Raw genomic sequence first — 24,009 nt, forward strand, 5'->3', positions numbered from 1 at the left:
GCGTCAGAGCCGCTCGATCGCCCGGTGCAGCCGGCGCAGCACCTGGTTGTCGTGCGCCTGGCCCGTCGCGGCTTCGCCCGCGAGCGCCATCAGCCGCACCGCGCCGAAGCTCGCCGAAAGCCCCTTGAGCCGCAGCGCCGCGGCGCTCCAGGCATCGGGCGTGTCCGCCGATTTCATCGCTTCGAGGCAGCGCTTCACGCCGTCGAGGAACGCCTCGCGCAGCTCGGCGATCAGCGCGGGCTCGTCACCCACCGCTGCCGCCAGCGTCGCATCGATTGCACCCGGATCATAGGCCATGGCTTAAAGCTAAACTAACGAGGGTTAACACGTGGTTTCTACGGAAGGTTGGAGACACGGTGAATTGTGGTAAACACGCGTCATGACAAGGGGAAAGAAGGCTGAGAGCCTGCTCGCGCCGCACGACGGCGAAGCGGAGGAGCTGCTGCTCGAAACCACCACCGAGCAGCCGCTGGCGCCCGCCCGGATCCTGGAAGCGCTGGGCGCCGATCGCGTGGCCGAGGAAGAGGCCGAAGAGACCGAGGGCCGCCGCTTGCGTTGGCTGCTGCCCGCCGCGGCGATCCTCGGCGTGGCCGGCTGGCTGGGCGCGATGGGCTGGCTGCTGCGCGACCAGGCGAGCCGCCTCAGCGATCCGATCGCCACGGTCCAGCTGGTCGCGGCGCTGTGCGTGCCGCCCGCGCTGATCGGCATCGTCTATCTCCTCGCGCTGCGCACCAGCCGCGCCGAGGCGAGCCGCTTCGGCGCCACCGCGCGCCGGATGCGCGCCGAAGCATCGGCGCTGGAGGCCCGCGTCGCCGCGCTCGCCGCCCAGCTCGAGCACAACCGCACCGCCCTCTCGCACCACGCCGCCGAACTGATGGCGATGGGAGAGAGCGCGCACAGCCGCCTCGCCTCCGCCGCCGCGACCATGGCCGAGCAGAGCCGCGCGATCGACGTCAGCGCCCAGACGATGGGCCAGCGCATCGACCAGGCGCAGACCAACCTCTCGATCGTGCTCAACTCGCTGCCCAAGGCCAACGCCGAGCTCCACGCCATGGCCGCGCAGCTGGAATCGTCCGGCCTCGCCGCCAGCCAGCGCGCCGCCTCGCTCGATGCCCAGCTCGTCGCGCTCGGCGAGCGCGGGCGCGAGGCCGATGCGATCGCCGGCGGTGCCGCCGAACGGCTCGCCGCGCACATCGCGCGGATGGAAGCGACCAGCGAGACCGCGGCGTCGCGGCTCGAGGAAGTCACCGGCCAGATGTCGCAGGCAGTCGACGGCGTGCTCGATCGCGCCGCGGGCGCGGTCGACGAAGCGCGCAAGGGCATCGCCACCCAGGGCGAGGCGATCCTCGCGATGCTCAGCGCCAACCAGGCCGCGCTCGACCGCGCCGGCAAGGACAGCGCCGATGCGCTGGGCGAGCGGATCGCGATGATCGAGGAAGCGATCACGCGCATCTCGTCGCGGCTCGGCGAGGAGCGCGGGCGCAGCGAGGGGCTGTTCGCGGAGATTTCCGAAGGCGTCACGCGCTTCGATCGCGAGCTTGCCGTCGTCCATGCGATGGGCATGACGCGCACGCAGGAGCTGGCGGGCTCGATGAGCGCGCTCGAGAGCAGCTTCCAGGCGATGAGCACCGCGCTCACCAGCGGCGAAGGCAATGCCTCCAAGGTGATCCGCACCTCGGAGGACCTGCTCACGGCGCTCGACGCGTCGGTCCGCGAGATCGACGAGACGCTTCCCGCCGCGCTCGACCGGCTCGACGCGCGGATCAACGCCAGCCGCGAGGTCGTCGCGGCGAGCAAGCCCGAGCTGCTCGCGCTGGTCACCGCCGCGACGAGCACCCACGAAGCGATCGAAGCGATCGCCGAGGTGGTCCGCCAGCAGCGCGACACGCTCGCCAAGACGCAGGAATCGCTGCTCGAGACGCTCGCCAGCGGGCGCGAGAAGGCCGACGAGCTCGAGAAGATCGTCGACGATGCGATCAGCACGACACGCCGCTTCTCGGATGACGCGGCGCCCCAGCTGGTCGACGCGCTGCTCCGCATCCGCGAGACCTCGACCACGGCTGCGGAACATGCTCGAAGCACGCTCGCGGGGCTGGTGCCCCAGGCCTCGGCGGCGATCGAGGAAGCCAGCGGCGCCGCGATCGGCCGCGCAGTCGATGCCGCGCTGGCCAGGCAGCTCGCCGAGATGGTCGACGCCTCCGAGGCCGCGGTCACTGCCGCGGCGGGTGCCTCGGAACGGCTGACCCGCCAGATGGCCGCGCTCGCCGAAGCCACCGCGCAGCTCGACGAGCAGGTCAGCCACGCCCGCGCCGAGCATGAGCGCACCGACGCAGATCATTTCTCGCGCCGCGTGACGCTGCTGATCGAGGCGATGAACTCCTCGGCGATCGACATCGCCAAGGCCTTCTCGACCGAAGTCACCGACAGCGCCTGGGCAGCCTACCTCCGCGGCGACCGCGGCGTCTTCACCCGCCGCGCGGTACGCCTGCTCGATCCGGGCGAAGCGCGCGACGTCCATCGGCTGTACAATGAGAACGAAGTCTTCCGCGACAACGTCAACCGCTACATCCACGACTTCGAGGGCATGCTCCGCCAGGTCCTCGCGCTGCGCGATGGCTCGGCGATGGGCGTGACGCTGCTGTCGTCGGACATGGGCAAGCTCTACGTCGCGCTCGCCCAGGCGATCGAGCGGCTGCGGACTTAGGCTTTCGGACCTCAGTCGTCATCCCGGCGAAAGCCGGGGCCCAGGAGTCACGGGCGATGTCCTCTGCAACCCCGGGTCCAGGCTTTCGCCGGGATGACGGTTGGTGGGTTCAACCATGGAACCACCGGTTGACCATATCCACCGTCACCCAGCCCTCGACATAATTCAGCAGGAAGAGCGCGAAGATCACCCCGGAGACGATCGTCGTGCGGATCGCAATCCGCCTGGCGTCGAACTGGTGCGGCGCGCTCTCGGCCTGGCCGGGGACGAGCTCGGCCCCGGCTTCCTGCGCGGTCCGCACGCCGAAGGGGAGCACGGTGAACAGCGACAGCGCCCAGATCAGCACATAGATCGCGATCGCCGACTTCCAGTTCATGCCGCGCCCTCCACGCGGACGATCAGCACGTCGACCACCGGCTTCTTGCCCGTGTATCGCGTCGCCACCCGGCGCACGCCGAGCCGCAGCGCCTCGCGCAGCGCGTCCTCGTCCTTGGCGCCGCCGCGCACCACCACCGCCGCCGCCTCGGCCGCTTCCTCGAGGAACCGGTCGCGATCCTCCTCGACCGGCACGCCCTGCACGCGCACTTGCGGGACGCCGAGCAGCCGATCCTTGGCATCAATCGCCACCGCGACCGAGATCTGGCCATAGAGCGCCACGCGCCGCCGCTCGTTGATCGTCGCGCCGTCGGCCGGCAGGATCACGTCGCCGTCGAGCACCAGCCGCCCGGCATGCGCAAAGCCCAGCTTCTCGGGCCCGCCCGGCGCGAGCCGAACGATTTCGCCGTTCACCTGGGTCACCGCATGCGGCACGCCCTGCGCCAGCCCGAAGCGCGCCTGCTCGTGCATGTGGCGGATCTCGCCGTGCACCGGCACCAGGATCTCGGGCCGGATCCAGCGGTACATCGCCGCGAGCTCGGGCCGCCCCGGATGCCCCGAGACATGGACGAAGGCCTGGCGATCGGTGACGATGTCGCAGCCCTTGTCGGCGAGCGCATTCATGATCCGCCCGATCGCGATCTCGTTCCCCGGGATCTGCCGCGAGGAGAAGACGACGAGGTCGCCCTGGTGCAGCTTGAGCGGATGCGTCCCCTCGGCGATCCGCGCGAGCGCGGCGCGCGGCTCGCCCTGCCCGCCGGTCGCGACGATCATCACGCGGCCCGGCGGCAGCGTCATCGCCGTCTCGAAGTCGATCGTGTCGGGGAAGTCGCGAAGGTAGCCGCTCTGCTTGGCGACGCGCAGGATCCGGTCGAGGCTGCGCCCGGCGACGCAAAGCTCGCGCCCGGTGTCCGCCGCCGCCTGGCCGAGGGTCTGGAGCCGCGCCGCGTTCGACGCGAAGGTGGTGACGAGCACCCTCCCCTTCGCCCCCGCGATCACTGCGTCGAGCCCCTTGCGGACCTCGCCCTCGGACCCCGACGCCTCGGGGTTGAACACATTGGTCGAATCGCAGACCAGCGCGAGCACCCCCGCATCGCCGATCGCGCTCAGTTCCTCGGCGGTCGAGGGCTCGCCGAGCTGCGGCGCGTCGTCGAGCTTCCAGTCGCCGGTGTGGAAGACGTTGCCATAGGGCGTGCCGATCAGCACCGCATTGCCCTCGGGGATCGAATGCGCGAGCGGCACGTAGCGGATCGTGAAGGGGCCGAGCGCGAAATCGCCCTCCTCCTCGATCACGTTGAGCTCGATCTGGTCCTCGATCCCCTCCTCTTCGAGCTTGCCGCGGATCAGCCCGGCGGTGAACGGCGTCGCATAGAGCGGCACGTCGAGGTCGGCGGCGAGATAGGGCAGCGCACCGATATGGTCCTCATGGCCATGGGTGAGGACGATGCCGAGCAGGTCGTCGAGATGCTCCTCGATGAACTGGAGGTCGGGCAGGATCACGTCGATGCCGGGATAGTCCGGGCCGCCGAAGCTGATGCCGCAGTCGACCATCAGCCATTTGCCGCGGCAGCCGTAGAGATTGACGTTCATGCCGATCTCGCCCGAGCCGCCGAGCGCGAGGAAGAGGAGTTCGTTTCCGGGAGTCACCGCCTGCCTATGCACCAATGGCGGGCGCGGCGAAAGGCTTGGGGGAATTGGGAATGGGCGACGCCGGAGTGGCCTGGCTTGCAATGTAGGATTTGGCCTGCTTGGCTGGCGCGGCTGGAGCAATCCGGCCGCTCTTTGAACCCGGCGGGGGCCGGACATCGAAATCGCCGCGACGGGTCGTGACTCTTGTGACTCTTGGCGGGCCCGAAGGGCGCGACTCGGAAGCGCGAACCGCCTACCCGCCCCGCACCCGCTCCCACAGCATCGCCAGGCCCTGGATGGTGAGGTCGGGCTCGATCGCGTCGAACACGTCGGTGTGCTTCTCGAACAGCACCGCGAGACCGCCGGTGGCGACCACCTGGCTCGGCCGGCCCAGCTCGGCCTTCAGCCGCCGGGTCAGCCCCTCGATCATCGCGACATAGCCCCAGTAGATGCCGATGTGCATCTGATCGACCGTGTTGCGCCCGATTACGCTGCTGCTCGCCGGCGCCTCGATCGCGATGCGCGGCAGCTTGGCGGCGGCGGTCACCAGCGCGTCGAGCGACAGGTTGATCCCCGGCGCGATGATCCCGCCCTTGTAGGCGCCGCGATAGTCGACCACTTCGAAGGTCGTCGCGGTGCCGAAGTCGATGATGACCAGGTCGCCGGGATATTTGGCGTGGCCGGCGATGCAGTTGAGCGCGCGGTCGGCACCCAGGCTCTCGGGCTCCTCGACGTCGAGCGCGAAGCCCCAGCCCGCCGCGCCCTGCCCGGCGATCACGGCTTCGGTGCCGAAATACTTGCTGCTGAGCACCTGGAGGTTGTGGAGCGCGCGCGGCACCACCGTGCCGACGATCACGGCGCTCACCACCGACCGGTCGAGCCCCTCGAGCTGGAGCAGCTGGCTCAGCCAAACGGCATATTCGTCGGCGGTGCGGCGCGGGTCGGTGGCGATCCGCCAGCGCGCGCGGATCTGCCCCTCTTCCACCAGCGCGAAGACGACGTTGGTGTTGCCGGCATCGATCGCGAGCAGCATCGAACTTACTCTCAAAGGAGGAACACGTCGCCCGCGTGAATGGCACGCGTTTCGCCGCCGGCCAAGCGCAGGATGAGCGCGCCCTGCGAGTCGAGCCCCTCGAACAGCCCGTCGACGCTGTTGCCGTCGGAGAGGCGGGCGGTGAGCGCAGTGCCGCGCGGGTGCGCCCGGGCGAGCCAGCGCTCGCGCACCGGCGCGATACCCTCGCGCCAGCGCGAGAGCCAGCGCGCGAACACTTCCGCCAGCGCCTCGGCGAAGACCTGCGCATCGGGCGCGGGAGCATGTGCGGCGATGCTGGTGGTGGCGCGGAGCATTCCCTCGGGGTGATGCGCGAGGTTGACCCCGAAGCCGACGACCACCCCGTCGCCCGCGCGCTCGAGCAATATGCCCGAGAGCTTGGCGCCGTTCACCATCAGGTCGTTGGGCCATTTGAGGCTGAGCGGCAGTTCGGGCGCGAACAGCCGCACCGTCTCGTCGAGCGCCACCGCGGCGACCAGCGCGAGCGTCGCCGCGGGGGGCTCGCCGTCGCGCACGCGCACCAGCGTCGAGGCATAGAGATTGCCTGCGGGCGACTCCCAGTCGCGACCCTGCCGACCCCGCCCCGCTGTCTGGCGCTCGGCGCGCAGCCACAGCCCTTCGGCCGCGCCGCTGCGCGCGAGTTCCAGCATGTCGGCATTGGTCGAGCCCGTCTCGGCGACGGTGCGGACCGGCCCGCTCAGAACAGCGAGCCCGCCGCTTTGACGGTCCAGCCGTTCAGCGCCGCGAGCGCGAACATGCCGACCGGCGAGATCGCCACTGCCGTCGCGAGGATGAGCGCGCCTTCGACCAGCCCCGGCCTGCCCTCGAAGGCAGGCGCCGGCTTGTCGAAATACATGCGCTTGATCACGCTGAGATAGTAGAAGGCGCCGGGCACCGAGCCGACGATGCCGATCGTCGCGAGCCAGAACAGCCGCGCGTCGACCGCAGCGTTGAACACTGCCAGCTTGGCGAAGAAGCCGAGCAGCGGCGGAATGCCAGCGAGCGAGAACATGAAGATCGCCAGCGCCAGCGCGAGCCCCGGCCGCGTCCGCGACATGCCCGCAAGGCTGTCGAGCGTCTCGACCTGGTTGCCTGCCGCGTCGCGCATCTGGAGCACGATCAGGAAGCAGCCGCCAGTCATGATGACGTAGATCGTCATGTAGAGCAGCACGCTCGCCACGCCCGCCTGGCTGCCCGCGGCGAGCCCGATCAGCGCGAAGCCGACGTTGTTGATCGACGAGTACGCAAGCAGCCGCTTGAAGCTCTTCTGCCCGATCGCGCCGAACGCGCCGAGCAGGATCGACGCGAGCGCCGCGAAGACGACGATCTGGCGCCACTGGTCGACCGCCGGGCCCATCGCCTCGATCGCGACGCGCACCGCCATCGCCATTGCCGCCATCTTGGGCGCGGTGGCGAAATAGGTGGTCACCGGGGTGGGCGCGCCTTCGTAGACGTCGGGCGTCCACATGTGGAAGGGCACCGCGCTGATCTTGAACGCGAGGCCGGCGAAGACGAACACCAGCCCGAACAGCAGACCGGTCGACTTGCCTCCGGCATAGGCCGCCGAGATGCCGTCGAACTGGGTGGTGCCGCTGAAGCCGTAGACCAGGCTGATGCCGTAGAGCAGGATGCCGCTCGCCAGCGCGCCGAGCACGAAATACTTCAACCCCGCTTCGGCCGAGCGCGTGTCGCGGCGCATGAAGCTCGCGAGCACATAGGCCGCGAGGCTCTGGAGCTCGAGCCCGACGTAGAGCGTCAGCAGGTCGGTCGCGGAGACCATCATCCCCATGCCCGCCGAGGCGAGCAGGATCAGCACCGGATATTCGGGGCGAAGGTCCTCGCCCGAGGTCCGCTCGAAGAAGCGCGGCGCGATCAGGATCGAGGCGCCTGCGGCGGCGAAGATCACCACCTTGGCGAAGGCCGCGAAGGCATCGGCCTTGTACAGCCCGTCGAACGCGACTGCGCCCGACGAGGCCGGCCCGAGCAGCGCGATACCGGCGCCGATCAGCACGAGCACCGAGACGAAGCTGACGGCCCTGGTCGAGGCCTGGCCGCCCCAGGCGGCGATCAGCATGAGGAGCAGCGCGCCCGCGCCGAGCACCAGCTCGGGGAGGACGAGGTAGACTTGGGTGGCGTAGTCCATCAGTGCGCCTCCCCGTGCACGGCGTGCTGCGCCGGGGCAGCCTTGCCCGGCGTCGGCAGCGAATCCCCGGCGGGCTTGGCGCGGTCGAGCCGCTCGACGAGCCGGCCGACATCGGCGCGCATCGGGCTGAGGAAGCTCTCGGGATACACGCCCATCCACAGCACCGCCGCGGCGATCGAGGCTAGGATCGCCAGCTCGCGCGCGTCGAGGTCGGGCATCGCGCGGACATCGTCCTTGGTGAGGTCGCCGAACACGACGCGGCGATAGAGGTAGAGCATGTACGCAGCGCCCAGGATGATGCCGGTGGTGCAGAGGAAGGTGATCGTGGTCGAGACCTGATAGGTGCCCGCAAGGCTCAGGAACTCGCCGACGAAGTTGCTCGTGCCCGGCAGGCCCACCGAGGCCATGGTGAAGAGCATGAACAGCGCGGCATAGCGCGGCATGTTGATCGCGAGGCCGCCGTAACGGTCGATCTCGCGGGTGTGGAGGCGATCGTAGATCACGCCCACGCACAGGAACAGCGCGCCCGAGACCAGGCCGTGGCCCAGCATCACCATCATCGCGCCTTCGATGCCCTGGCGGTTGAATGCGAACAGGCCGATCGTCACGATCGCCATGTGCGCGACCGACGAATAGGCGATCAGCTTCTTCATGTCGCTCTGCACCAGCGCGACGAGGCTGGTGTAGATCACCGCGACCGCCGAGAGGCCGAACATCAGCCACACGAACTGCGCCGAGGCCTCGGGGAACATCGGCAGCGAGAACCTGAGGAAGCCGTAGCCGCCGAGCTTCAGCAGCACGCCCGCCAGGATCACCGAGCCCGCGGTCGGCGCCTGGACGTGCGCGTCGGGAAGCCAGGTGTGGACCGGCCACATCGGCATCTTCACCGCGAAGCTCGCGAAGAAGGCCAGCCACAGCCAGCTCTGCACGTGCGGCGGGAAGTCGTACGCCATCAGCGTCGGGATGCTCGTCGTGTGCGCGGTCCCGATCATGTACAGGATCGCGATCAGCATCAGCACCGAGCCGAGCAGCGTGTAGAGGAAGAATTTGTAGCTCGCGTAGATCCGGTTCGCGCCGCCCCAGATGCCGATGATCAGGTACATCGGGATCAGGCCGGCCTCGAAGAAGACGTAGAAGAGCAGCAGGTCCTGCGCCGCGAAGGTGCCGATCATCAGCACTTCGGTGATCAGGAACGCCGCCATATACTCCGGCACGCGGTCCTCGATCGCCTTCCAGCTCGCGAGGATGCAGATCGGCATCAGGAAGACGCTGAGCTCGATGAGCAGCAGCGCGAAGCCGTCGATGCCGAGCGCCCAGCCGAAGTTGCCGAAGACTTGCCTGTTCTCGACGAACTGCCACTGCGCGGCGCCGGCGCCCTGGTCGAACGCGATCCAGAGCAGCACGCCCAGGGCGAAATCGACCAAGGTGGCGATCAGCGCCACCCAGCGCGCGGTCTCCTTGCCCACGAACAGGCAGAGCACCGCCGCCGCCGCAGGGATCGCGAGCAGGATCGAGAGGATGGGGATGGAGTGAAGCATCTCGCTCATCCCGCGATCGCCCAGGTGAGCGCGGCAGTGAGGCCGATCAGCATGACGAAGGCATAGGCGTAGACATATCCCGACTGGAGACGGACGGCGGCGGCACTGCCCCATTGGACGAGACGCGCCGACCCGTTGGGCCCGAAGCGGTCGATCGTGCCCTCATCCCCGCCCTTCCAGAAGAGGCGGCCGATCGCGAAGGCAGGCTTCACGAACAGGAAGTTGTAGAGCTCGTCGAAATACCATTTGTTGAGCAGGAAGCGGTACAGCACCGAGAAATTCTCGGCGAAGGCCGCCGGGAAGGCCGGGAAGCGGATGTAGGCGAACCAGGCGATCGCCAGCCCGCCGAGCATCGCGAACGACGCGGCGAGCTTCACCAGCAGCGGCACTTCGTGCATCGAGTGCATCAGATGCTCGTTGAACGCGACGGCGCCCTTCCAATAGGCCTCGCCCGCGCTCGGCTCGATGAAATAGCCGTGGAAGACGAAGCCCGCGGCGACCGCGCCGATCGACAGCAGCACCAGCGGCACCAGCATCGGCCAGGGGCTCTCGTGCGGATGATAGCCGCCGGTGCCTTCATGGACGTCATGCGCATGCGCCGGAGCGTGATGCTCGTGCGGATGGTCGTGCGCTTCGTCGTCCTCGTCATGGCCATGATCGTGCAGCGCATGCTGGATGTGCTCGGACGCGGCCCAGCGCGGGTTGCCCCAGAAAGTGAGGAACATCAGGCGCCACGAATAGAAGCTGGTGATCAGCGCCACCGCGGTGCCGACCCAGAAGGCGCCGGTGGAGCCCGCGGCCCAGCTCGCCTCGATGATCGCGTCCTTCGAATGGAAGCCGGCGAAGCCGATCGCGAGCGGGTTGCCGAACACTGCCGGTAGCCCCACGCCGGTGATCGCGAGCGTGCCCGCCATCATCGCCCAGAAGGTCACGGGGATGCTTTTCCTGAGGCCCCCGTAATAGCGCATGTCCTGCTCGTGATGCATCGCATGGATCACCGAGCCCGCGCCGAGGAACAGCAGCGCCTTGAAGAAGGCGTGGGTGAACAGGTGGAACATCGCCGCGCCGTACGCGCCGACGCCGGCGGCGAAGAACATGTAGCCGAGCTGCGAACAGGTCGAATAGGCGATCACGCGCTTGATGTCGGTCTGGCAGGTGCCCACCGTCGCGGCGAACAGGCAGGTCGCGGCGCCGATGAACGTCACCACGCCAGTCGCGACATGGCTGGTCTCGAACATCGGCGAGAGGCGGCAGACCATGAACACGCCCGCAGTCACCATCGTCGCGGCGTGGATCAGCGCCGACACCGGGGTCGGGCCCTCCATCGCGTCGGGCAACCAGGTGTGGAGGCCCAGCTGCGCCGACTTGCCCATCGCGCCGAGGAACAAGAGCAGGCAGAGGATCGTCATCGTGTCCCAGCGATGGCCCATGAAGCCGATCGTCGAGCCCGCCATGTGCGGCGCGGCCTCGAGGATCGCGGGGATCGAGACGGTCTGGAACACCAGATAGGTGCCGAAGATGCCGAGCATGAAGCCAAGGTCGCCGACGCGGTTCACCACGAAGGCCTTGATCGCCGCGGCATTGGCGCTGGGCTTCCGGAACCAGAAGCCGATGAGCAGGTACGACGCCAGGCCCACGCCTTCCCAGCCGAAGAACATCTGGACGAGGTTGTCCGCGGTCACGAGCATCAACATCGCGAAGGTGAACAGCGAGAGATAGGCGAAGAACCGCGGCTGGTCCGGGTCCTCCTCCATGTAGCTCCAGCTGTAGAGGTGGACGAGCGCCGAGACGCTGGTCACCACCACGAGCATCACCGCGGTGAGCGCGTCGACGCGCAGCGCCCAGTCGACGTGGAGCGTGCCCGAGTTCATCCAGGTGAGCACCGGCACGACCGCCGGCTCGGCGGTGCCGCCGATGTACGACAGGAAGATAGGCCAGCTCAGCGCGCACGACAGGAACAGCCCGCCCGTGGTGACGAGCTTGGGCAGCAGGCTCCCGAACGCCTTGTTCGAGAGGCCGGCAAGCGCAGCCGCAACCAGCGGCGCGAAGACGATGACGAGTAGCGCGCTCATCCCTTCATCCGATTGACGTCGTCGACCGAGATCGTGCCCCGGGCGCGGAAATAGATGACGAGGATGGCCAGGCCGATCGCGGCCTCGCCTGCGGCGACGGTGAGCACGAACATCGCGAACACCTGGCCCACGAGGTCATGGAGGAAGGCCGAGAAAGCGACGAGGTTGAGGTTCACGCTCAGCAGGATGAGCTCGATCGCCATCAGCACGACGATCAGGTTCTTGCGGTTCATGAAGATGCCGAGCACCCCCATGGCGAAGAGGATCGCCGAGACGACCAGATAATGCGTCAACGTGATCATCTCAGCGCCTCCCGCCGAAGAGCCGGATGGCGACGAAGATTGCTCCGCCGAAGAGGCCCAGCACAAACAACAGGATGAGCCAGTGGACGATACTGAAGGCGATCACAGCTGCACCCCCTGCCCCACCGGCGCGTCGACCTTGCGGACCGCGTCCTTCGAGCGGCGGCTGACCTGGCGGCCGACGTTCTGCGGCTTGACGTCGCCGCGCTTGCGATAGGTGAGCACGATCGCGCCGATCATCGCGACCAGCAGCACCAGCCCCGCGCCTTCGAAGACATACAGGTAGCGCGTGTAGAGCAGCGCGCCGAGCGCTTCGATGTTCGACTTGTCGCCCGGCACCGGCGCGATCAGCCGGCTCATGTCGACCGCGCGCTCGCTCCAGGCGCCGACCGCGACGATGATCTCGGCGACCAGCCCCAGCGCGAGCAGCAGGCCCACCGCGGCATAGCGCGCGACGCCGGCGCGCAGCTCGGCGAAGTCGATGTCGAGCATCATCACGACGAACAGGAAGAGCACCGCGACCGCGCCGACATAGACGATCACCAGCAGCATCGCGATGAACTCGGCGCCGACCAGCAGCATCAGCCCCGCGGCGTTGAAGAACGCGAGGATCAGCCAGAGCACCGAATGCACCGGATTGCGCGACAGGATCGTGAAGGCGCCCGAGACGCACACCACGATCGCGAAGAGATAGAAGGCGAGCAGCTGGATCATGCGGACCCGCCGTTCTTCATGCTCGTCATCCCGGCGAAAGCCGGGAACCAGAGCCCCCAGCCATGCCGCTCGGCACGCTGGGTCCCGGCTTTCGCCGGGATGACGGAAAAAGGAAGAATCATCGGCGTTCCCACTGTTGCGGCGCGCTTAACGATAGGGCGCATCGGCGGCAAGGTTCGCGGCGATCGCGCGTTCCCAGCGGTCGCCGTTCTCGAGCAGCTTCTCCTTCTGGTAGATCAGCTCCTCGCGCGTCTCGGTGGCGAATTCGAAGTTCGGGCCCTCCACGATCGCGTCCACCGGGCAGGCTTCCTGGCAGAGGCCGCAGTAGATGCACTTGGTCATGTCGATGTCGTAGCGCGTGGTGCGGCGGCTGCCGTCCTCGCGCGGCTCGGCCTCGATCGTGATCGCCAGCGCCGGGCAGATCGCCTCGCACAGCTTGCACGCGATGCAGCGCTCCTCGCCGTTGGGATAGCGGCGCAGCGCATGCTCGCCGCGGAAGCGGGGCGAGATCGGGTTCTTCTCGAACGGATAGTTGATCGTCGCCTTGGGCTTGAAGAAATACTTCAAGGTCAGCCAATGCGCCTTGATGAATTCCCACAGCGTGTAGGATCGGATGAGCTGGGCGACGTTCATTGGTCTATCGAGCTCCGAAATTTAATCTTCTCTTGCCATTCGGCGTCCGGATCGGTGGTCACAACATAAAAGCAGCCACCCCCCATCGTGCTTACGATCGCACCATGTTCGGCGCGAAGTAGGTAAGCAATCAGAGGCTTTGCTTCAGGACCGCCCTTGACCGAAAGAATTCGATTATACGGCACTCCCGGTCCAGCGAGTGCGACATCGAATCCACCGTCATCCTTGCGGTTCACTACACCTATCTTTTTTCCTTCAAAGATATTGGTAGGGTCGTACAGCCTGACCTTCGCAACCGCTTCCGCGTCCGGCAAGGACTTCGAGAAAGCAATAACCACGAGGCGTTGGGGGCCAAATTGTATCAGCTTGTCCGAGTCTTGGGGGTCTGCCTTCTGATCCTGAAGATAGCACGTTGCCACAACGGTGGGTTCAGCGAGAGGTGCTGCCGCACCTACCAATGAAGCGAGCAGAATTAACCCGATCACCCCGCCACTCCCACGCGCGTCCACATCAGGAAGCCGGACACGACGAACACGAAGATCAGCGACAGCGGCAGGAAGATCTTCCAGCCCAGCCGCATCAGCTGGTCGTAGCGGTACCTCGGCACGGTCGCCTTCACCCAGCTGAAGCAGAAGAAGAAGAAGCCGATCTTGGCGAGCAGCCAGACGAAGCCCGGGATATAGTAGAGCGGCGCCCAGTCGAACGGCGGGAGGTAGCCGCCCCAGAACAGCGTCGCGTTGAGCGTGCACATTAGGATGACGTTGGCATATTCGCCCAGCCAGTAGAGCGCGAACGCCATCGACGAATATTCGGTCTGGTAGCCCGCGACGAGCTCGCTTTCGGCCTCGGTCAGGTCGAAGGGCGCGCGCTGCGTCTCGGCGAGCGACGAGATGAAGAAGACGATCGCCATCGGGAACAGCAGCGGGTTGGCGAAATTGCCGTTGATCCCGAAGCCGCCGAGATACTGGCCGTAATAGCCCTTCTGCGCCTCGACGATCGTGCCGAGGTTGAAGCTGCCCGCCCAGAGCACGACCGAGATCAGCACGAAGCCGATCGAGACTTCGTAGCTCACCATCTGCGCCGCCGCACGGATCGCCGAGTAGAAGGGGTATTTCGAGTTCGACGCCCAGCCCGCGAGGATGATGCCGTAGACGCCGAGCGACGACGCCGCGAGCACGTAGAGCAGCCCGACGTTGATGTTCGAGAGCACCATCACCGGCCAGTCGATCCACAGCGCACCGAACGGCACGACGGCCCAGACGATCAGCGCCACGGTGAAGGTGATGATCGGCGCGATCAGGAACAGGCCCTTGTTCGCGCTCGACGGGATGATCGTCTCCTGCAGGAAGACCTTGAGGCCGTCCGCGAAGCTCTGGAGCAGGCCGAAGGGGCCGACGACGTTGGGGCCGCGGCGCAGCGCCATCGCCGCCCAGATCTTGCGGTCGGCATAGATGATCATCGCCACCGCGAGCATCAGCGGCAGCGCGATCAGCAGGATGTCGACGATCGTGGCGAGGAACCACGACAGCTCGAACGGGAGGTGGAGATAGGTGAACCACCAGGTCATGCGTCAAATCCCGCCATCACAAATTCACCCAGACCACCGCCGCAAGCAGTCCGCCCACGACCAGCAGCATCGCCGCCGTCAATGGCCAGCGAATCCAGCGAGGCCCCTCGAGCGCCGTCTTGAGGACATCGACGATGAAGATCGACAGCGTTTCCATCGCGCATCACTCAGCCGCCTCCGCGAAATCCTGGCCGTGCACCAGCTCGGCCGAGCAGCGCTGCATCGTCGGGCTGGCGCGGCAGATCGCGTTGGTGAGGTAGAAGTCCTTGACCGGATAGGCCACTTCGCCGCTCGCCTTGGCCGGGAGCTTGGGCGGCGCCCAGTCGTAGCGGACCAGCCCCTCCTGTCCCAGCGCGGGCACGTCCAGCGCCATCTGCGCGCGGAGCTGCTCGAAGCTGTCGAACGGCAGCGTCGCGCCGAGCACGTCGGAGAGAGCGCGCAGGATCGTCCAGTCCTCGCGCGCATCGCCCGGCGCGAACACCGCGCGCTCGCTGCGCTGCACGCGGCCTTCCATGTTGACGTAGGTGCCGGGCTTCTCGGAATAGGCCGCGGCGGGCAGGATCACGTCGGCATGGTGCGCGCCGGCGTCGCCGTGGTGGCCGATATAGACCTTGAAGCTGGTCTCGAACTTCGAGAAATCGACTTCGTCGGCGCCGAGGAAGAAGGTCAGCTTCGGCGCCGCGGCATGGATGTCGGCGATGCCGCCCTTCTGGAAGAAGCCGAGCATCAGCGAGCCCATCCGCGCCGCCGCGAGATGGACCACGCCGAAGCCGTTCCACGCGCTGCCGTCTTCGAGGGTGCGCACCACCTTGGCCGACTTCGCCAGCGCCAGCGCCGCGCCATGCGCCTTGCCGAGCGCGCCCGGGCCCAGCACGATCAGCGGCCTGGCGGCATTGTCGAACGCCTGGGTCACCGCCTCGGGCAGCTTGCCGAGCAGCGACAGGTCGTTGCCCAGCCACTCGACCTTGTAGGTCAGGTCGGTCTCGGGGCCGATCGCGAAGACCTTGGCGCCCTTCTTGATCGCCTTGCGCACGCGGGTGTTCACCAGCGGCGCTTCCCAGCGCAGGTTCGAGCCGATCAGCAGGATCGCATCGGCCTCTTCGACGCCCGCGATCGTCGGGTTGAACGCGACCGCGCCGAGGTTCGACACGTCATAGTCCATGCCGGTCTGGCGGCTGGCGAGCAGGTCGGAGCCGAGGTTCCTGAGCAGCGCCTTGGCCGCGAACATCGTCTCGCAATCGAGCTGGTCGCCCGCGATCGCCGCGACGCTCGACCCGGCCTTCACCGCCTTGATCGCCGCGAAGGCGTCGTTCCAGGTGACGGGCTCGAGCTTGCCCTTCCGGTTGCGGACATAGGGCTTGTCGAGGCGGCGGCGGACCAGGCCGTCGACGTGGTGGCGCGTCTTGTCGTGCGCCCATTCCTCGTTGACGTCCTCGTTGATCCTGGGAAGCGCGCGCAGCACCTGGCGGCCGCGGCTGTCGAGCCGGATGTTGGTGCCCACCGCATCGCTCACGTCGATCGCGAGCGTCTTCTTGAGCTCCCACGGCCGCGCCTCGAAGGCGTAGGGCTTGCTGGTCAGCGCGCCGACCGGGCAGAGATCGACGACATTGCCCGAGAGCTCGGACGACACCGCCTTTTCGAGGTAGCTCGTGATCTGCATGTTCTCGCCGCGGTAGATCGCGCCGATCTCCTCGACCCCGGCGACTTCCTCGGCGAAGCGCACGCAGCGGGTGCAGTGGATGCAGCGGGTCATGATCGTCTTGACGATCGGGCCCATGTATTTCTCGGTCACCGCCCGCTTGTTCTCGTCATAGCGCGAGCGGCCCTTGCCGTACGCCATGGTCTCGTCCTGCAGGTCGCATTCGCCGCCCTGGTCGCAGATCGGGCAATCGAGCGGATGGTTGATCAGCAGGAACTCGAGCACGCCCTCGCGCGCCGCCTTCACCATCGGCGAGTCGGTGCGGACTTCCTGGTTGTCGGCGGCGGGCAGCGCGCAGCTCGCCTGGGGCTTGGGCGGCCCGGGCTTCACTTCGACGAGGCACATGCGGCAATTGCCGGCGATCGACAGCCGCTCGTGATAGCAGAAGCGCGGAATCTCCTTCCCCGCGGCCTCGCACGCCTGGAGCACGGTGGCGCCGGCGGGCACCTCGACTTCGATTCCGTCTACCTTCAGTTTAGGCATGGTCAGACTTTCACTTCACGGTCGGCGGCGTCACCGCGCCAGCCGCGCTTGTCTTCGTTCAGGAGCACATCCGAGGCTGCGGGACGGACGCTGGATATCATCACTCGGCCGCCTCCCGCATCGCGCCGCCGACGCGGCCCTCGAGCGCGGCGAGCCCGGGATAAGCCGCGGGCCGAAGCGCCAGCAGCGTGTCGGGTTTCCCGTCCGCCTCCAGGCTCGCGCCATCGACCACGAGCAGGCCATATGCCTCCAGAACCACCCGCAGCTCCGCCAGATCGGGGCAGGCATCGATGAACACCGCATCGACGCGATCGTCCGCGAACAGCCGCTCGGCGCCTTGCAGCACCGCCATCTCCTGTCCTTCGACGTCGATCTTGAGAAAGAGCCGGCCGGCAAGGTCGAGCCCGTCGAGCCGGCGGACGTCCATCTCGAACTGCCGGCCCGGAACCGAATAGCTGTTCCGCTTCTCGGCGATCGTGGCGACGTGCGAAACCGCGCCCGCGATGAAGGTCGCACGATGATCCTGCGCGCCCGCCGCGACGTTTCGCGCCGTGAACCCGAAGCGGCGGGCATTCTCGGTGAGGCGCGAATAGGTGTCGGGATTGGCTTCGAACGCGACGATGCCGAAATCCGGATAGATCCGCCGGACGTCCGACATGAGGATCGAGAAGATCCCGATGTTCGCTCCGACGTCGACGAAGGTCATCCCGGGCCGGACGAACAGCATCAGATGCTGCATCGTGAGCGCCTCGTCGCGGAACAGGCTCAGCGTGCGCACGCGCCGCGACGCGCGCAGATAGCCGTTCTCGCGCAGCTCGTTGATGCGCACCGCATGCTGGAACAGGTCCACGTCCCGATCGCGATTCCCATACAGCAGCTTGGTCACGGCTTCGCGAAGCCGCGGCTGCTTGATGAAATAGCGATCGATGATGGCGCTGAGCATCGCCGGTCAGGCCTCCCCGACCGGCGAGCAGCGGCGCGCGCGGGCGTTGGTCGCCGTCACTCCGCCGCCTCCATCATCGCGCCGCCGCCGTTGCGCTCCGCGATGCGGCGCTCGAGCTCGGGGCGGAAGTGACGGATGAGGCCCTGGATCGGCCACGCCGCCGCGTCACCCAAGGCGCAGATGGTATGGCCCTCGATCTGCTTGGTGACCTGCTGGAGCGTGTCGATCTCCTCCACTTCGGCGTCGCCGGTGCGCAGCCGCTCCATCACGCGCCACATCCAGCCGGTGCCTTCGCGGCACGGGGTGCACTGGCCGCAGCTCTCGTGCTTGTAGAAATAGCTGATCCGGCTGATCGCGGCGACGATGTCGGTCGACTTGTCCATCACGATCACCGCCGCGGTGCCCAGGCCCGAGCCCAGCGCGCGCAGGCCGTCGAAGTCCATCGGGCAGTCGATGATCTGCGCCGCCGGCACCAGCGGCACCGACGAGCCGCCCGGGATCACCGCGAGGAGATTGTCCCAGCCGCCGCGGATGCCGCCGCAATGCGTCTCGATCAGCTCGCGGAACGAGATGCTCATCGCTTCCTCGACCACGCAGGGCTTGTTCACATGCCCCGAGATCTGGAAGAGCTTGGTGCCCTTGTTGTTCTCATTGCCGAAGCTCGCGAACCACGCCGGGGTGCGGCGCAGGATCGTCGGCACCACTGCAATCGATTCGACGTTGTTCACCGTCGTCGGGCAGCCGTAGAGCCCCGCGCCCGCCGGGAATGGCGGCTTGAGCCGCGGCTGGCCCTTCTTGCCCTCGAGGCTCTCGAGCATCGCGGTCTCTTCGCCGCAGATGTACGCGCCCGCGCCGCGGTGGACGAACACGTCGAAGTCATAGCCCGACTTGCACGCGTTCTTGCCGATCAGCCCGGCGTCATAGGCCTCGCGAACCGCCGCGAAGAGTACCTCGGCCTCGCGGATATATTCGCCGCGGATGTAGATGTACGCCGCCCGCGCGCGCATCGCGAAGCCCGCGACCAGCGCGCCTTCGATCAGCTTGTGCGGATCGTGGCGCATGATGTCGCGGTCCTTGCACGAACCGGGCTCGGACTCGTCGGCGTTGATCACCAGGAAGTTCGGCCGGTCGGCGCGCGGTTCCTTGGGCATGAAGCTCCACTTCATGCCGGTCGGAAAGCCCGCGCCGCCGCGGCCGCGCAGGCCCGAGGCCTTGACCTGGTCGATGATCGCGTCGTTGCCGATCTCGAGCAGCGCCTTGGTATTATCCCAGTCGCCGCGCGCCATCGCGGCCTTCAGCCCCCAGGGCTGGAAGCCGTAGATGTTGGTGAAGATCCGGTCCTTGTCGGCAAGCATCAGACGCCGCTTCCCTTGTTCTTCGAAAGCAGGAGGTAGAGCAGCACGATGCCGCCCAGCACGACCAGCGGGCCGATCAGGTGGAGCGTGAGCTTCAGCACCCAGCCCGCGACGACGATCGCACCGATGACCGCGAGGATCGTGAAGATGAAGCCCTTGTTATTCTGCATGGGAACCTCCCTCTTCCTTCGCACGAAGCCAGCGCCCGGACGTGACCGTCGCGGTGAACAGCAGCAGCGCCGACGCGCCGAGCAGCACGGCGCTGCCGCCCTCGGCCGCGCGAACCGCCGCGAAGACCGCGGCCGCGCCGGTCAGCGCGATGAGGAAATAGAAGGCGAACCGCTGGACGTTCATGCCCATTCCCCCCGGTAATCGTGGTTCTCGGTCTCCATCGCCGCCAGGTTGGTCGGCTCGCCCTCGGGCTCGCTGGTGTGGCGCAGCGGGTTCTGGCTGCCGGCCTTGGGAGTCTCGCCCTTCGCCAGCGCGTCGAGGATGCGCGTGGTGCTCTCGAAGTCCAGGTCCTCGTAATTGTCGTCGTTGATCTGGACCATCGGCGCATTGGCGCAATTGCCCATGCACTCGACCTCGGTGAGCGTGAACAGACCGTCCGCGGTGGTGTGGCCCTTCTTCATGCCCCTGGCCTTGCACGCCGCGAACACGTCGTCCGAGCCGCGCAGCCAGCACGGCGTCGTGCCGCAGACCTGGACATGGTAGCGCCCGACCGGCGCCATGTTGAACATCGTGTAGAAGGTCGCGACTTCGTAGAGCCGGATGTACGGCATCTGGAGATAGCGCGCGACATATTCGATCACGGGCACGGGCAGCCAGCCCTGGGTGTTGGTCTCGGCGCCGACCTGGCGCTGGGCGAGATCGAGCAGCGGCAGCGACGCCGACATCTGCCGGCCCGCCGGATAGCGCCCGACGACTTCGCGCGCCTTGTCGGCATTCTCGGGCGTCCAGGCGAAACTGCCCCAGCGGGCGCGGACTTCGGCCTCGTCGGGGATCTGGGGTGCGTCAGCCATCTCTATTTCTCTGTTCCGATCGCGGAGGGCGGAATCGGATAGTCGTTCTCTGTCCGAATTCCGACCCCGTCGACCCGTCCGTCGGCAAAGGAAGTCCAAACGGAAAGATCGCTCGGGGCCGAACTGCGGGTATCACATTTCATCGCGAAGCGAACCGCTTCGTGCGGCGGCACGCCTTCCTCGACCGAGAAGGACGAAAGCTCGCCGTAAACGATGGTGCACGACCGCAATATCTCTCCGGCACGAGCAACCGAGAGATCCGAGATCTTGCGCACTCTGAGATCCGCAAGCTTTATCGGCACCGGTCGCGCCTGCAGCCCGGGATCATTATGGGCGACCGCATCGAGGAAACTGCGCCCGGTTTCGCGATAGGTCGGCAGCTTGTCAGCGCCCGCGTCGGGCTTCCAGCCGGGCGGAGTCGGTGACGGCGGCAACCAGTCCATCGCCGCTTCACGATGGACATCGACGGCTTCAATCCAGTGTTCGTCGGCAGACACAACCACCACGAGTTTCATAGACTTCGCCGGCGCAGCCGGATCAAGGCACTCGAAATTCATCCACGAGCCGCGGCGACCGGGATGACCCTCGACCGCGCCATAGCCAGCGGCGCCCGATCGACAGCCGGGCAGAAAGGCGCGGAGGTCCGCTATCGCCAAGCTGTCACCGGGCTTCGTCGCATCGGCACCGTTCATTAACGTCGCTCGGTCCGGACCCGTCACCGACGCATCGCTGCTTCGGCCTTGCAACTGCTTGATATAGGTACGGGACGTCACGAAGCCATCACGTTGCTGAGCGCTGGCGGCCGAGGACGCGAGTGCAAAGACGGCCCCGATCAGGGCGAACGCCCTCACCGGTCGCACTCCCCGAACACGACGTCGATCGCGCCGAGGATCGCGGTGATGTCCGCGAGCATGTGGCCCTTCGACATGAAGTCCATTGCCTGCAAGTGGCTGAACGCGGTCGGGCGAATCTTGCAGCGGTACGGCTTGTTGCTGCCGTCGCTCACCAGATAGACGCCGAACTCGCCCTTCGGGCTCTCGGTCGCGACATAGACTTCGCCTGCGGGGACGCGATAGCCTTCGGTGTAGAGCTTGAAGTGATGGATCAGCGCTTCCATCGAATGCTTCATCTCGGCGCGCTTGGGCGGCACCACCTTGCGGTCGTCGCTAGCAATCGGCCCGCCGGGCATTTCGCTGAGGCACTGCTTCATGATCCGCGCCGACTGGCGGACCTCCTCGACGCGCACCATGAACCGGTCGTAGCAGTCGCCGCGCGTGCCCACCGGCACGTCGAACTGCATCCGGTCATAGACTTCATAGGGCTGCGACTTGCGCAGGTCCCAGGCGATGCCCGCGCCGCGGATCATCGGGCCCGAAAAGCCCCAGCGCACCGCATCGTCACGGCTCACCACCGCGATGTCGACGTTGCGCTGCTTGAAGATGCGGTTCTCGGCAACGAGGCTGATCGCATCCTCGAAGAGGCGCGGCAGCCGATCGTCGAGCCAGTCGCCGATGTCGGTGAGCAGCTTGAGCGGCACGTCCTGGTGGACGCCGCCGGGACGCAGGTAATTGTGGTGCATCCGCGCGCCGGACATGCGCTCGAAGAAGTTGAGGCAGTCCTCGCGGATCTCGAACAGCCACAGGTTGGGCGTCATCGCACCGACGTCCATCACATGGCTGCCGAGGTTCAGCATGTGATTGCAGATGCGCGTCAGCTCGGCGAAGAACACCCGCAGATACTGCGCGCGGATCGGCACCTCGATGTCGAGCAGCTTCTCCACCGCCAGCACGAAGCTGTGCTCCATGCAGAGCGGCGAGCAATAGTCGAGCCGGTCGAAATACGGCAGCGCCTGCGCGTAGGTCTTGTACTCGATCAGCTTCTCGGTGCCGCGGTGGAGCAGGCCGATGTGCGGATCGATCCGCTCGATGATCTCGCCATCGAGCTCGGTCACCAGGCGGAGCACGCCGTGCGCCGCAGGGTGCTGCGGGCCGAAGTTGATCGTGTAGTTGGCGATCTCGGTGTCGCCCGGCTCCGGCTTGCCGGCGTCGGTGCGGCCTTCGATCTCGTCGAGATAGTCGGTCATTGGTTCTGCCCCTTGCCGGGCGCCACATCGGGATCGGCGGGCTTGGGGCCGGCCTCGGGACCGGGCTTGCCCGCACCGGTCGCCGCCGGGCTGGGGCTCGTCTTGGGCGTCTCGGCCTTGGGCTCGGGCACCGTCGCCTTCTCGTCGCCCGGGAGGACGTATTTCGCGCCTTCCCAGGGGCTCATGAAGTCGAAGTTGCGGAAGTCCTGCGCCAGGCTCACCGGCTGGTAGACCACGCGCTTCGCCTCCTCGGAGTAGCGCAGCTCGACGAAGCCGGTCAGCGGGAAGTCCTTGCGCTGCGGATGGCCGACGAAGCCATAGTCGGTGAGGATGCGGCGCAGGTCCGCATTGCCCTCGAACAGCACGCCGTACATGTCGTAGACTTCGCGCTCGAGCCAGCCCGCGACCGGCCACACGCCCGTCACGCTCGGCACCGGCTTCGCTTCGTCGGTGGTCACGCGCACCTTGATGCGGTGGTTCCGCGTCAGGCTGAGCAGGCAATAGACGACGTCGAACCGCTCCTCGCGCTCGGGATAGTCGACCCCGGCGATCTCCATGAGCTGCTGGTACTCGAGCCCCGGCGTGTCCCTGAGCGCGATCATCGCGTCGACGACATGCTCGCGCGCGACCTCCAGCGTCACTTCGAACGCCGTGTCGGCGCCCTCGATCAGCGCGCCGCCGAGCGCGGCCGCGGCTGCCTCGATCACGCCGTCGTTCGCGGCGAAACGGGGTGCAGGCGACTTCATCACCGTTCGATCGTCCCCGAGCGGCGGATCTTCCGCTGCAGCTGCATCACGCCGTAGAGCAGCGCCTCGGCGGTCGGCGGGCAACCGGGGACGTAGATGTCCACCGGCACGATCCGGTCGCAGCCGCGCACCACCGAGTAGCTGTAATGGTAATAGCCGCCGCCGTTGGCGCAGCTGCCCATCGAGATGACGTACTTGGGCTCCGACATCTGGTCGTAGACCTTGCGGAGCGCCGGGGCCATCTTGTTGCACAAGGTCCCGGCGACGATCATCACGTCCGACTGGCGCGGCGAAGCGCGCGGCGCGGCGCCGAAGCGCTCCATGTCGTAGCGCGGCATGTTGACGTGGATCATCTCGACCGCGCAGCAGGCGAGGCCGAAGGTCATCCACCACAGGCTGCCGGTGCGGGCCCATTGAAACAGGTCCTCGGTCGAGGTGACGAGGAATCCCTTGTCGCCGAGCTCGGCGTTCAGGTCATCGAAGAACGCGCGGTTCGGAAGCGTGCCGGGAGGCGGCGCAGTGAGTTCTACTCCCAATCGAGTGCCCCCTTCTTCCAGGCATAGACGAGGCCGAGGGCGAGCTCGGCGATGAACACCATCATCGAGACCCAGGCGGCCCAGCCGGCGTGGAAGCCCAGCTTGAAGACCGAGACGGCCCAGGGATAGATGAATGCGGCTTCCAGATCGAAGACGATGAACAGGATCGCGACGAGGTAGAAGCGCACGTCGAACTGGCTGCGCGAATCCTCGAAGGCGGGGAAGCCGCACTCATATTCGGTGAGCTTCTCGGGGTAGGGCTTGTGCGCCCCCGTGAACCGGGCCGCGATCATCGGCAGGAACACGAAGGCGCTCGACAGCACCAGCGCGACGCCGAGGAACAGCAGGATCGGCAGATATTGCGACAGATCGATCAAGGTCTCTCTCGCGGTTGCGGAATCTGAGGCGGCTTTA

Annotated in this window: 26 protein-coding genes; 1 reads left to right on the forward strand and 25 read right to left on the reverse strand. The window is 67.1% G+C overall.

The window, feature by feature from the left end:
- Positions 1-3: 3 nt before the first annotated feature.
- On the reverse strand, positions 4-297 hold the full coding sequence (locus J7495_RS04075) for an Hpt domain-containing protein (protein WP_294054806.1): 294 nt from the start codon (positions 295-297) through the stop codon (positions 4-6).
- Positions 298-379: 82 nt separating this feature from the next.
- On the opposite strand from J7495_RS04075, the gene J7495_RS04080 reads away from it, so the two are divergent.
- Complete coding sequence (locus J7495_RS04080) at positions 380-2,704, forward strand: hypothetical protein (protein ID WP_294054807.1); 2,325 nt, start codon at positions 380-382, stop codon at positions 2,702-2,704.
- 109 nt (positions 2,705-2,813) lie between these two features.
- Here the strand turns inward: J7495_RS04080 and J7495_RS04085 are convergent, their stop codons facing one another.
- The 24 genes from J7495_RS04085 to ndhC form a co-directional block, all read right to left on the reverse strand.
- A complete protein-coding gene (locus J7495_RS04085) occupies positions 2,814-3,080 on the reverse strand; it encodes a DUF1467 family protein (RefSeq protein WP_294054808.1) in 267 nt (88 codons plus the stop codon).
- Positions 3,077-4,726, reverse strand: coding sequence for a ribonuclease J (locus J7495_RS04090; RefSeq protein WP_294054809.1), 1,650 nt, complete (start codon positions 4,724-4,726; stop codon positions 3,077-3,079). Before J7495_RS04090 ends, J7495_RS04085 begins: the two co-directional genes overlap by 4 nt.
- Positions 4,727-4,961: 235 nt before the next feature.
- The gene (locus J7495_RS04095) at positions 4,962-5,741 is read right to left on the reverse strand and encodes a type III pantothenate kinase (RefSeq protein ID WP_294054810.1); all 780 of its coding nucleotides are present in this window, start codon (positions 5,739-5,741) and stop codon (positions 4,962-4,964) included.
- An 11-nt stretch (positions 5,742-5,752) separates the two neighbouring features.
- Entirely contained in the window at positions 5,753-6,460 is a 708-nt protein-coding gene (locus tag J7495_RS04100; RefSeq protein WP_294055059.1) for a biotin--[acetyl-CoA-carboxylase] ligase, read from the reverse strand.
- Positions 6,457-7,902 carry an NADH-quinone oxidoreductase subunit NuoN gene (gene nuoN / locus J7495_RS04105; RefSeq protein ID WP_294054811.1) on the reverse strand — a complete coding sequence of 482 codons (1,446 nt, stop codon included), beginning with the start codon at positions 7,900-7,902 and terminating at the stop codon, positions 6,457-6,459. Before nuoN ends, J7495_RS04100 begins: the two co-directional genes overlap by 4 nt.
- Entirely contained in the window at positions 7,902-9,449 is a 1,548-nt protein-coding gene (locus J7495_RS04110) for an NADH-quinone oxidoreductase subunit M (protein ID WP_294054812.1), read from the reverse strand. Before J7495_RS04110 ends, nuoN begins: the two co-directional genes overlap by 1 nt.
- A complete protein-coding gene (gene nuoL, locus J7495_RS04115) occupies positions 9,446-11,512 on the reverse strand; it encodes an NADH-quinone oxidoreductase subunit L (protein ID WP_294054813.1) in 2,067 nt (688 codons plus the stop codon). The genes J7495_RS04110 and nuoL overlap by 4 nt, the downstream gene beginning before the upstream one ends.
- On the reverse strand, positions 11,509-11,814 hold the full coding sequence (nuoK, locus tag J7495_RS04120; protein ID WP_294054814.1) for an NADH-quinone oxidoreductase subunit NuoK: 306 nt from the start codon (positions 11,812-11,814) through the stop codon (positions 11,509-11,511). Before nuoK ends, nuoL begins: the two co-directional genes overlap by 4 nt.
- Positions 11,815-11,916: 102 nt before the next feature.
- Positions 11,917-12,528 (reverse strand): NADH-quinone oxidoreductase subunit J, encoded by a 612-nt coding sequence (locus tag J7495_RS04125; protein ID WP_294054815.1) that lies wholly within the window; start codon positions 12,526-12,528, stop codon positions 11,917-11,919.
- A gap of 147 nt (positions 12,529-12,675) precedes the next feature.
- Positions 12,676-13,161, reverse strand: coding sequence for an NADH-quinone oxidoreductase subunit NuoI (gene nuoI / locus J7495_RS04130; protein ID WP_294054816.1), 486 nt, complete (start codon positions 13,159-13,161; stop codon positions 12,676-12,678).
- Positions 13,158-13,646, reverse strand: a complete 489-nt coding sequence (locus tag J7495_RS04135) for a hypothetical protein (protein WP_294054817.1) — start codon at positions 13,644-13,646, stop codon at positions 13,158-13,160. Before J7495_RS04135 ends, nuoI begins: the two co-directional genes overlap by 4 nt.
- Complete coding sequence (nuoH, locus tag J7495_RS04140; protein ID WP_294054818.1) at positions 13,643-14,728, reverse strand: NADH-quinone oxidoreductase subunit NuoH; 1,086 nt, start codon at positions 14,726-14,728, stop codon at positions 13,643-13,645. The genes J7495_RS04135 and nuoH overlap by 4 nt, the downstream gene beginning before the upstream one ends.
- Positions 14,729-14,744: 16 nt before the next feature.
- Entirely contained in the window at positions 14,745-14,885 is a 141-nt protein-coding gene (locus J7495_RS04145; RefSeq protein WP_294054819.1) for a hypothetical protein, read from the reverse strand.
- A 6-nt stretch (positions 14,886-14,891) separates the two neighbouring features.
- On the reverse strand, positions 14,892-16,910 hold the full coding sequence (nuoG, locus tag J7495_RS04150; protein ID WP_294054820.1) for an NADH-quinone oxidoreductase subunit NuoG: 2,019 nt from the start codon (positions 16,908-16,910) through the stop codon (positions 14,892-14,894).
- Positions 16,911-17,010: 100 nt separating this feature from the next.
- The gene (locus J7495_RS04155; protein WP_294054821.1) at positions 17,011-17,853 is read right to left on the reverse strand and encodes an FkbM family methyltransferase; all 843 of its coding nucleotides are present in this window, start codon (positions 17,851-17,853) and stop codon (positions 17,011-17,013) included.
- A gap of 56 nt (positions 17,854-17,909) precedes the next feature.
- Positions 17,910-19,208: an NADH-quinone oxidoreductase subunit NuoF gene (nuoF, locus tag J7495_RS04160; protein WP_294054822.1), complete on the reverse strand. Its 1,299-nt coding sequence runs from the start codon at positions 19,206-19,208 to the stop codon at positions 17,910-17,912.
- Positions 19,208-19,378 carry a hypothetical protein gene (locus J7495_RS04165; protein ID WP_294054823.1) on the reverse strand — a complete coding sequence of 57 codons (171 nt, stop codon included), beginning with the start codon at positions 19,376-19,378 and terminating at the stop codon, positions 19,208-19,210. The genes nuoF and J7495_RS04165 overlap by 1 nt, the downstream gene beginning before the upstream one ends.
- On the reverse strand, positions 19,368-19,562 hold the full coding sequence (locus J7495_RS04170; protein ID WP_294054824.1) for a hypothetical protein: 195 nt from the start codon (positions 19,560-19,562) through the stop codon (positions 19,368-19,370). The genes J7495_RS04165 and J7495_RS04170 overlap by 11 nt, the downstream gene beginning before the upstream one ends.
- On the reverse strand, positions 19,559-20,230 hold the full coding sequence (locus tag J7495_RS04175; protein WP_294054825.1) for an NAD(P)H-dependent oxidoreductase subunit E: 672 nt from the start codon (positions 20,228-20,230) through the stop codon (positions 19,559-19,561). The genes J7495_RS04170 and J7495_RS04175 overlap by 4 nt, the downstream gene beginning before the upstream one ends.
- Positions 20,231-20,232: 2 nt before the next feature.
- Positions 20,233-21,081, reverse strand: coding sequence for a hypothetical protein (locus J7495_RS04180; protein WP_294054826.1), 849 nt, complete (start codon positions 21,079-21,081; stop codon positions 20,233-20,235).
- Entirely contained in the window at positions 21,078-22,313 is a 1,236-nt protein-coding gene (locus tag J7495_RS04185) for an NADH-quinone oxidoreductase subunit D (RefSeq protein WP_294054827.1), read from the reverse strand. Before J7495_RS04185 ends, J7495_RS04180 begins: the two co-directional genes overlap by 4 nt.
- Positions 22,310-23,059, reverse strand: coding sequence for an NADH-quinone oxidoreductase subunit C (locus tag J7495_RS04190; RefSeq protein ID WP_294054828.1), 750 nt, complete (start codon positions 23,057-23,059; stop codon positions 22,310-22,312). The genes J7495_RS04185 and J7495_RS04190 overlap by 4 nt, the downstream gene beginning before the upstream one ends.
- The gene (locus tag J7495_RS04195) at positions 23,059-23,595 is read right to left on the reverse strand and encodes an NADH-quinone oxidoreductase subunit B family protein (protein WP_294054829.1); all 537 of its coding nucleotides are present in this window, start codon (positions 23,593-23,595) and stop codon (positions 23,059-23,061) included. The genes J7495_RS04190 and J7495_RS04195 overlap by 1 nt, the downstream gene beginning before the upstream one ends.
- Entirely contained in the window at positions 23,586-23,972 is a 387-nt protein-coding gene (gene ndhC, locus J7495_RS04200) for an NADH-quinone oxidoreductase subunit A (RefSeq protein ID WP_294054830.1), read from the reverse strand. The genes J7495_RS04195 and ndhC overlap by 10 nt, the downstream gene beginning before the upstream one ends.
- Positions 23,973-24,009 lie beyond the last annotated feature (37 nt).

The organism is Sphingomonas sp. (assembly GCF_017745215.1).
Classification (GTDB): Bacteria; Pseudomonadota; Alphaproteobacteria; order Sphingomonadales; family Sphingomonadaceae; genus Sphingomonas.

Excerpts from the sequence above, each read along its gene's own strand:
- J7495_RS04175 (WP_294054825.1), bottom strand. The coding sequence starts at position 20,230 with ATGGCTGACGCACCCCAGATCCCCGACGAGGCCGAAGTCCGCGCCCGC.
- nuoN (WP_294054811.1), bottom strand. The coding sequence starts at position 7,902 with ATGGACTACGCCACCCAAGTCTACCTCGTCCTCCCCGAGCTGGTGCTC.
- J7495_RS04110 (WP_294054812.1), bottom strand. The coding sequence starts at position 9,449 with ATGAGCGAGATGCTTCACTCCATCCCCATCCTCTCGATCCTGCTCGCG.
- J7495_RS04085 (WP_294054808.1), bottom strand. The coding sequence starts at position 3,080 with ATGAACTGGAAGTCGGCGATCGCGATCTATGTGCTGATCTGGGCGCTG.
- J7495_RS04075 (WP_294054806.1), bottom strand. The coding sequence starts at position 297 with ATGGCCTATGATCCGGGTGCAATCGATGCGACGCTGGCGGCAGCGGTG.
- nuoL (WP_294054813.1), bottom strand. The coding sequence starts at position 11,512 with ATGAGCGCGCTACTCGTCATCGTCTTCGCGCCGCTGGTTGCGGCTGCG.
- nuoI (WP_294054816.1), bottom strand. The coding sequence starts at position 13,161 with ATGAACGTCGCCCAGCTCATCCGATCCTACACGCTGTGGGAATTCATC.
- J7495_RS04190 (WP_294054828.1), bottom strand. The coding sequence starts at position 23,059 with ATGAAGTCGCCTGCACCCCGTTTCGCCGCGAACGACGGCGTGATCGAG.
- nuoF (WP_294054822.1), bottom strand. The coding sequence starts at position 19,208 with ATGCTTGCCGACAAGGACCGGATCTTCACCAACATCTACGGCTTCCAG.
- J7495_RS04165 (WP_294054823.1), bottom strand. The coding sequence starts at position 19,378 with ATGCAGAATAACAAGGGCTTCATCTTCACGATCCTCGCGGTCATCGGT.
- nuoH (WP_294054818.1), bottom strand. The coding sequence starts at position 14,728 with ATGACCTGGTGGTTCACCTATCTCCACCTCCCGTTCGAGCTGTCGTGG.
- nuoK (WP_294054814.1), bottom strand. The coding sequence starts at position 11,814 with ATGATCACGTTGACGCATTATCTGGTCGTCTCGGCGATCCTCTTCGCC.
- J7495_RS04095 (WP_294054810.1), bottom strand. The coding sequence starts at position 5,741 with ATGCTGCTCGCGATCGATGCCGGCAACACCAACGTCGTCTTCGCGCTG.
- J7495_RS04145 (WP_294054819.1), bottom strand. The coding sequence starts at position 14,885 with ATGGAAACGCTGTCGATCTTCATCGTCGATGTCCTCAAGACGGCGCTC.
- nuoG (WP_294054820.1), bottom strand. The coding sequence starts at position 16,910 with ATGCCTAAACTGAAGGTAGACGGAATCGAAGTCGAGGTGCCCGCCGGC.
- J7495_RS04185 (WP_294054827.1), bottom strand. The coding sequence starts at position 22,313 with ATGACCGACTATCTCGACGAGATCGAAGGCCGCACCGACGCCGGCAAG.
- J7495_RS04125 (WP_294054815.1), bottom strand. The coding sequence starts at position 12,528 with ATGATCCAGCTGCTCGCCTTCTATCTCTTCGCGATCGTGGTGTGCGTC.
- J7495_RS04170 (WP_294054824.1), bottom strand. The coding sequence starts at position 19,562 with ATGAACGTCCAGCGGTTCGCCTTCTATTTCCTCATCGCGCTGACCGGC.
- J7495_RS04155 (WP_294054821.1), bottom strand. The coding sequence starts at position 17,853 with ATGCTCAGCGCCATCATCGATCGCTATTTCATCAAGCAGCCGCGGCTT.
- J7495_RS04080 (WP_294054807.1), top strand. The coding sequence starts at position 380 with ATGACAAGGGGAAAGAAGGCTGAGAGCCTGCTCGCGCCGCACGACGGC.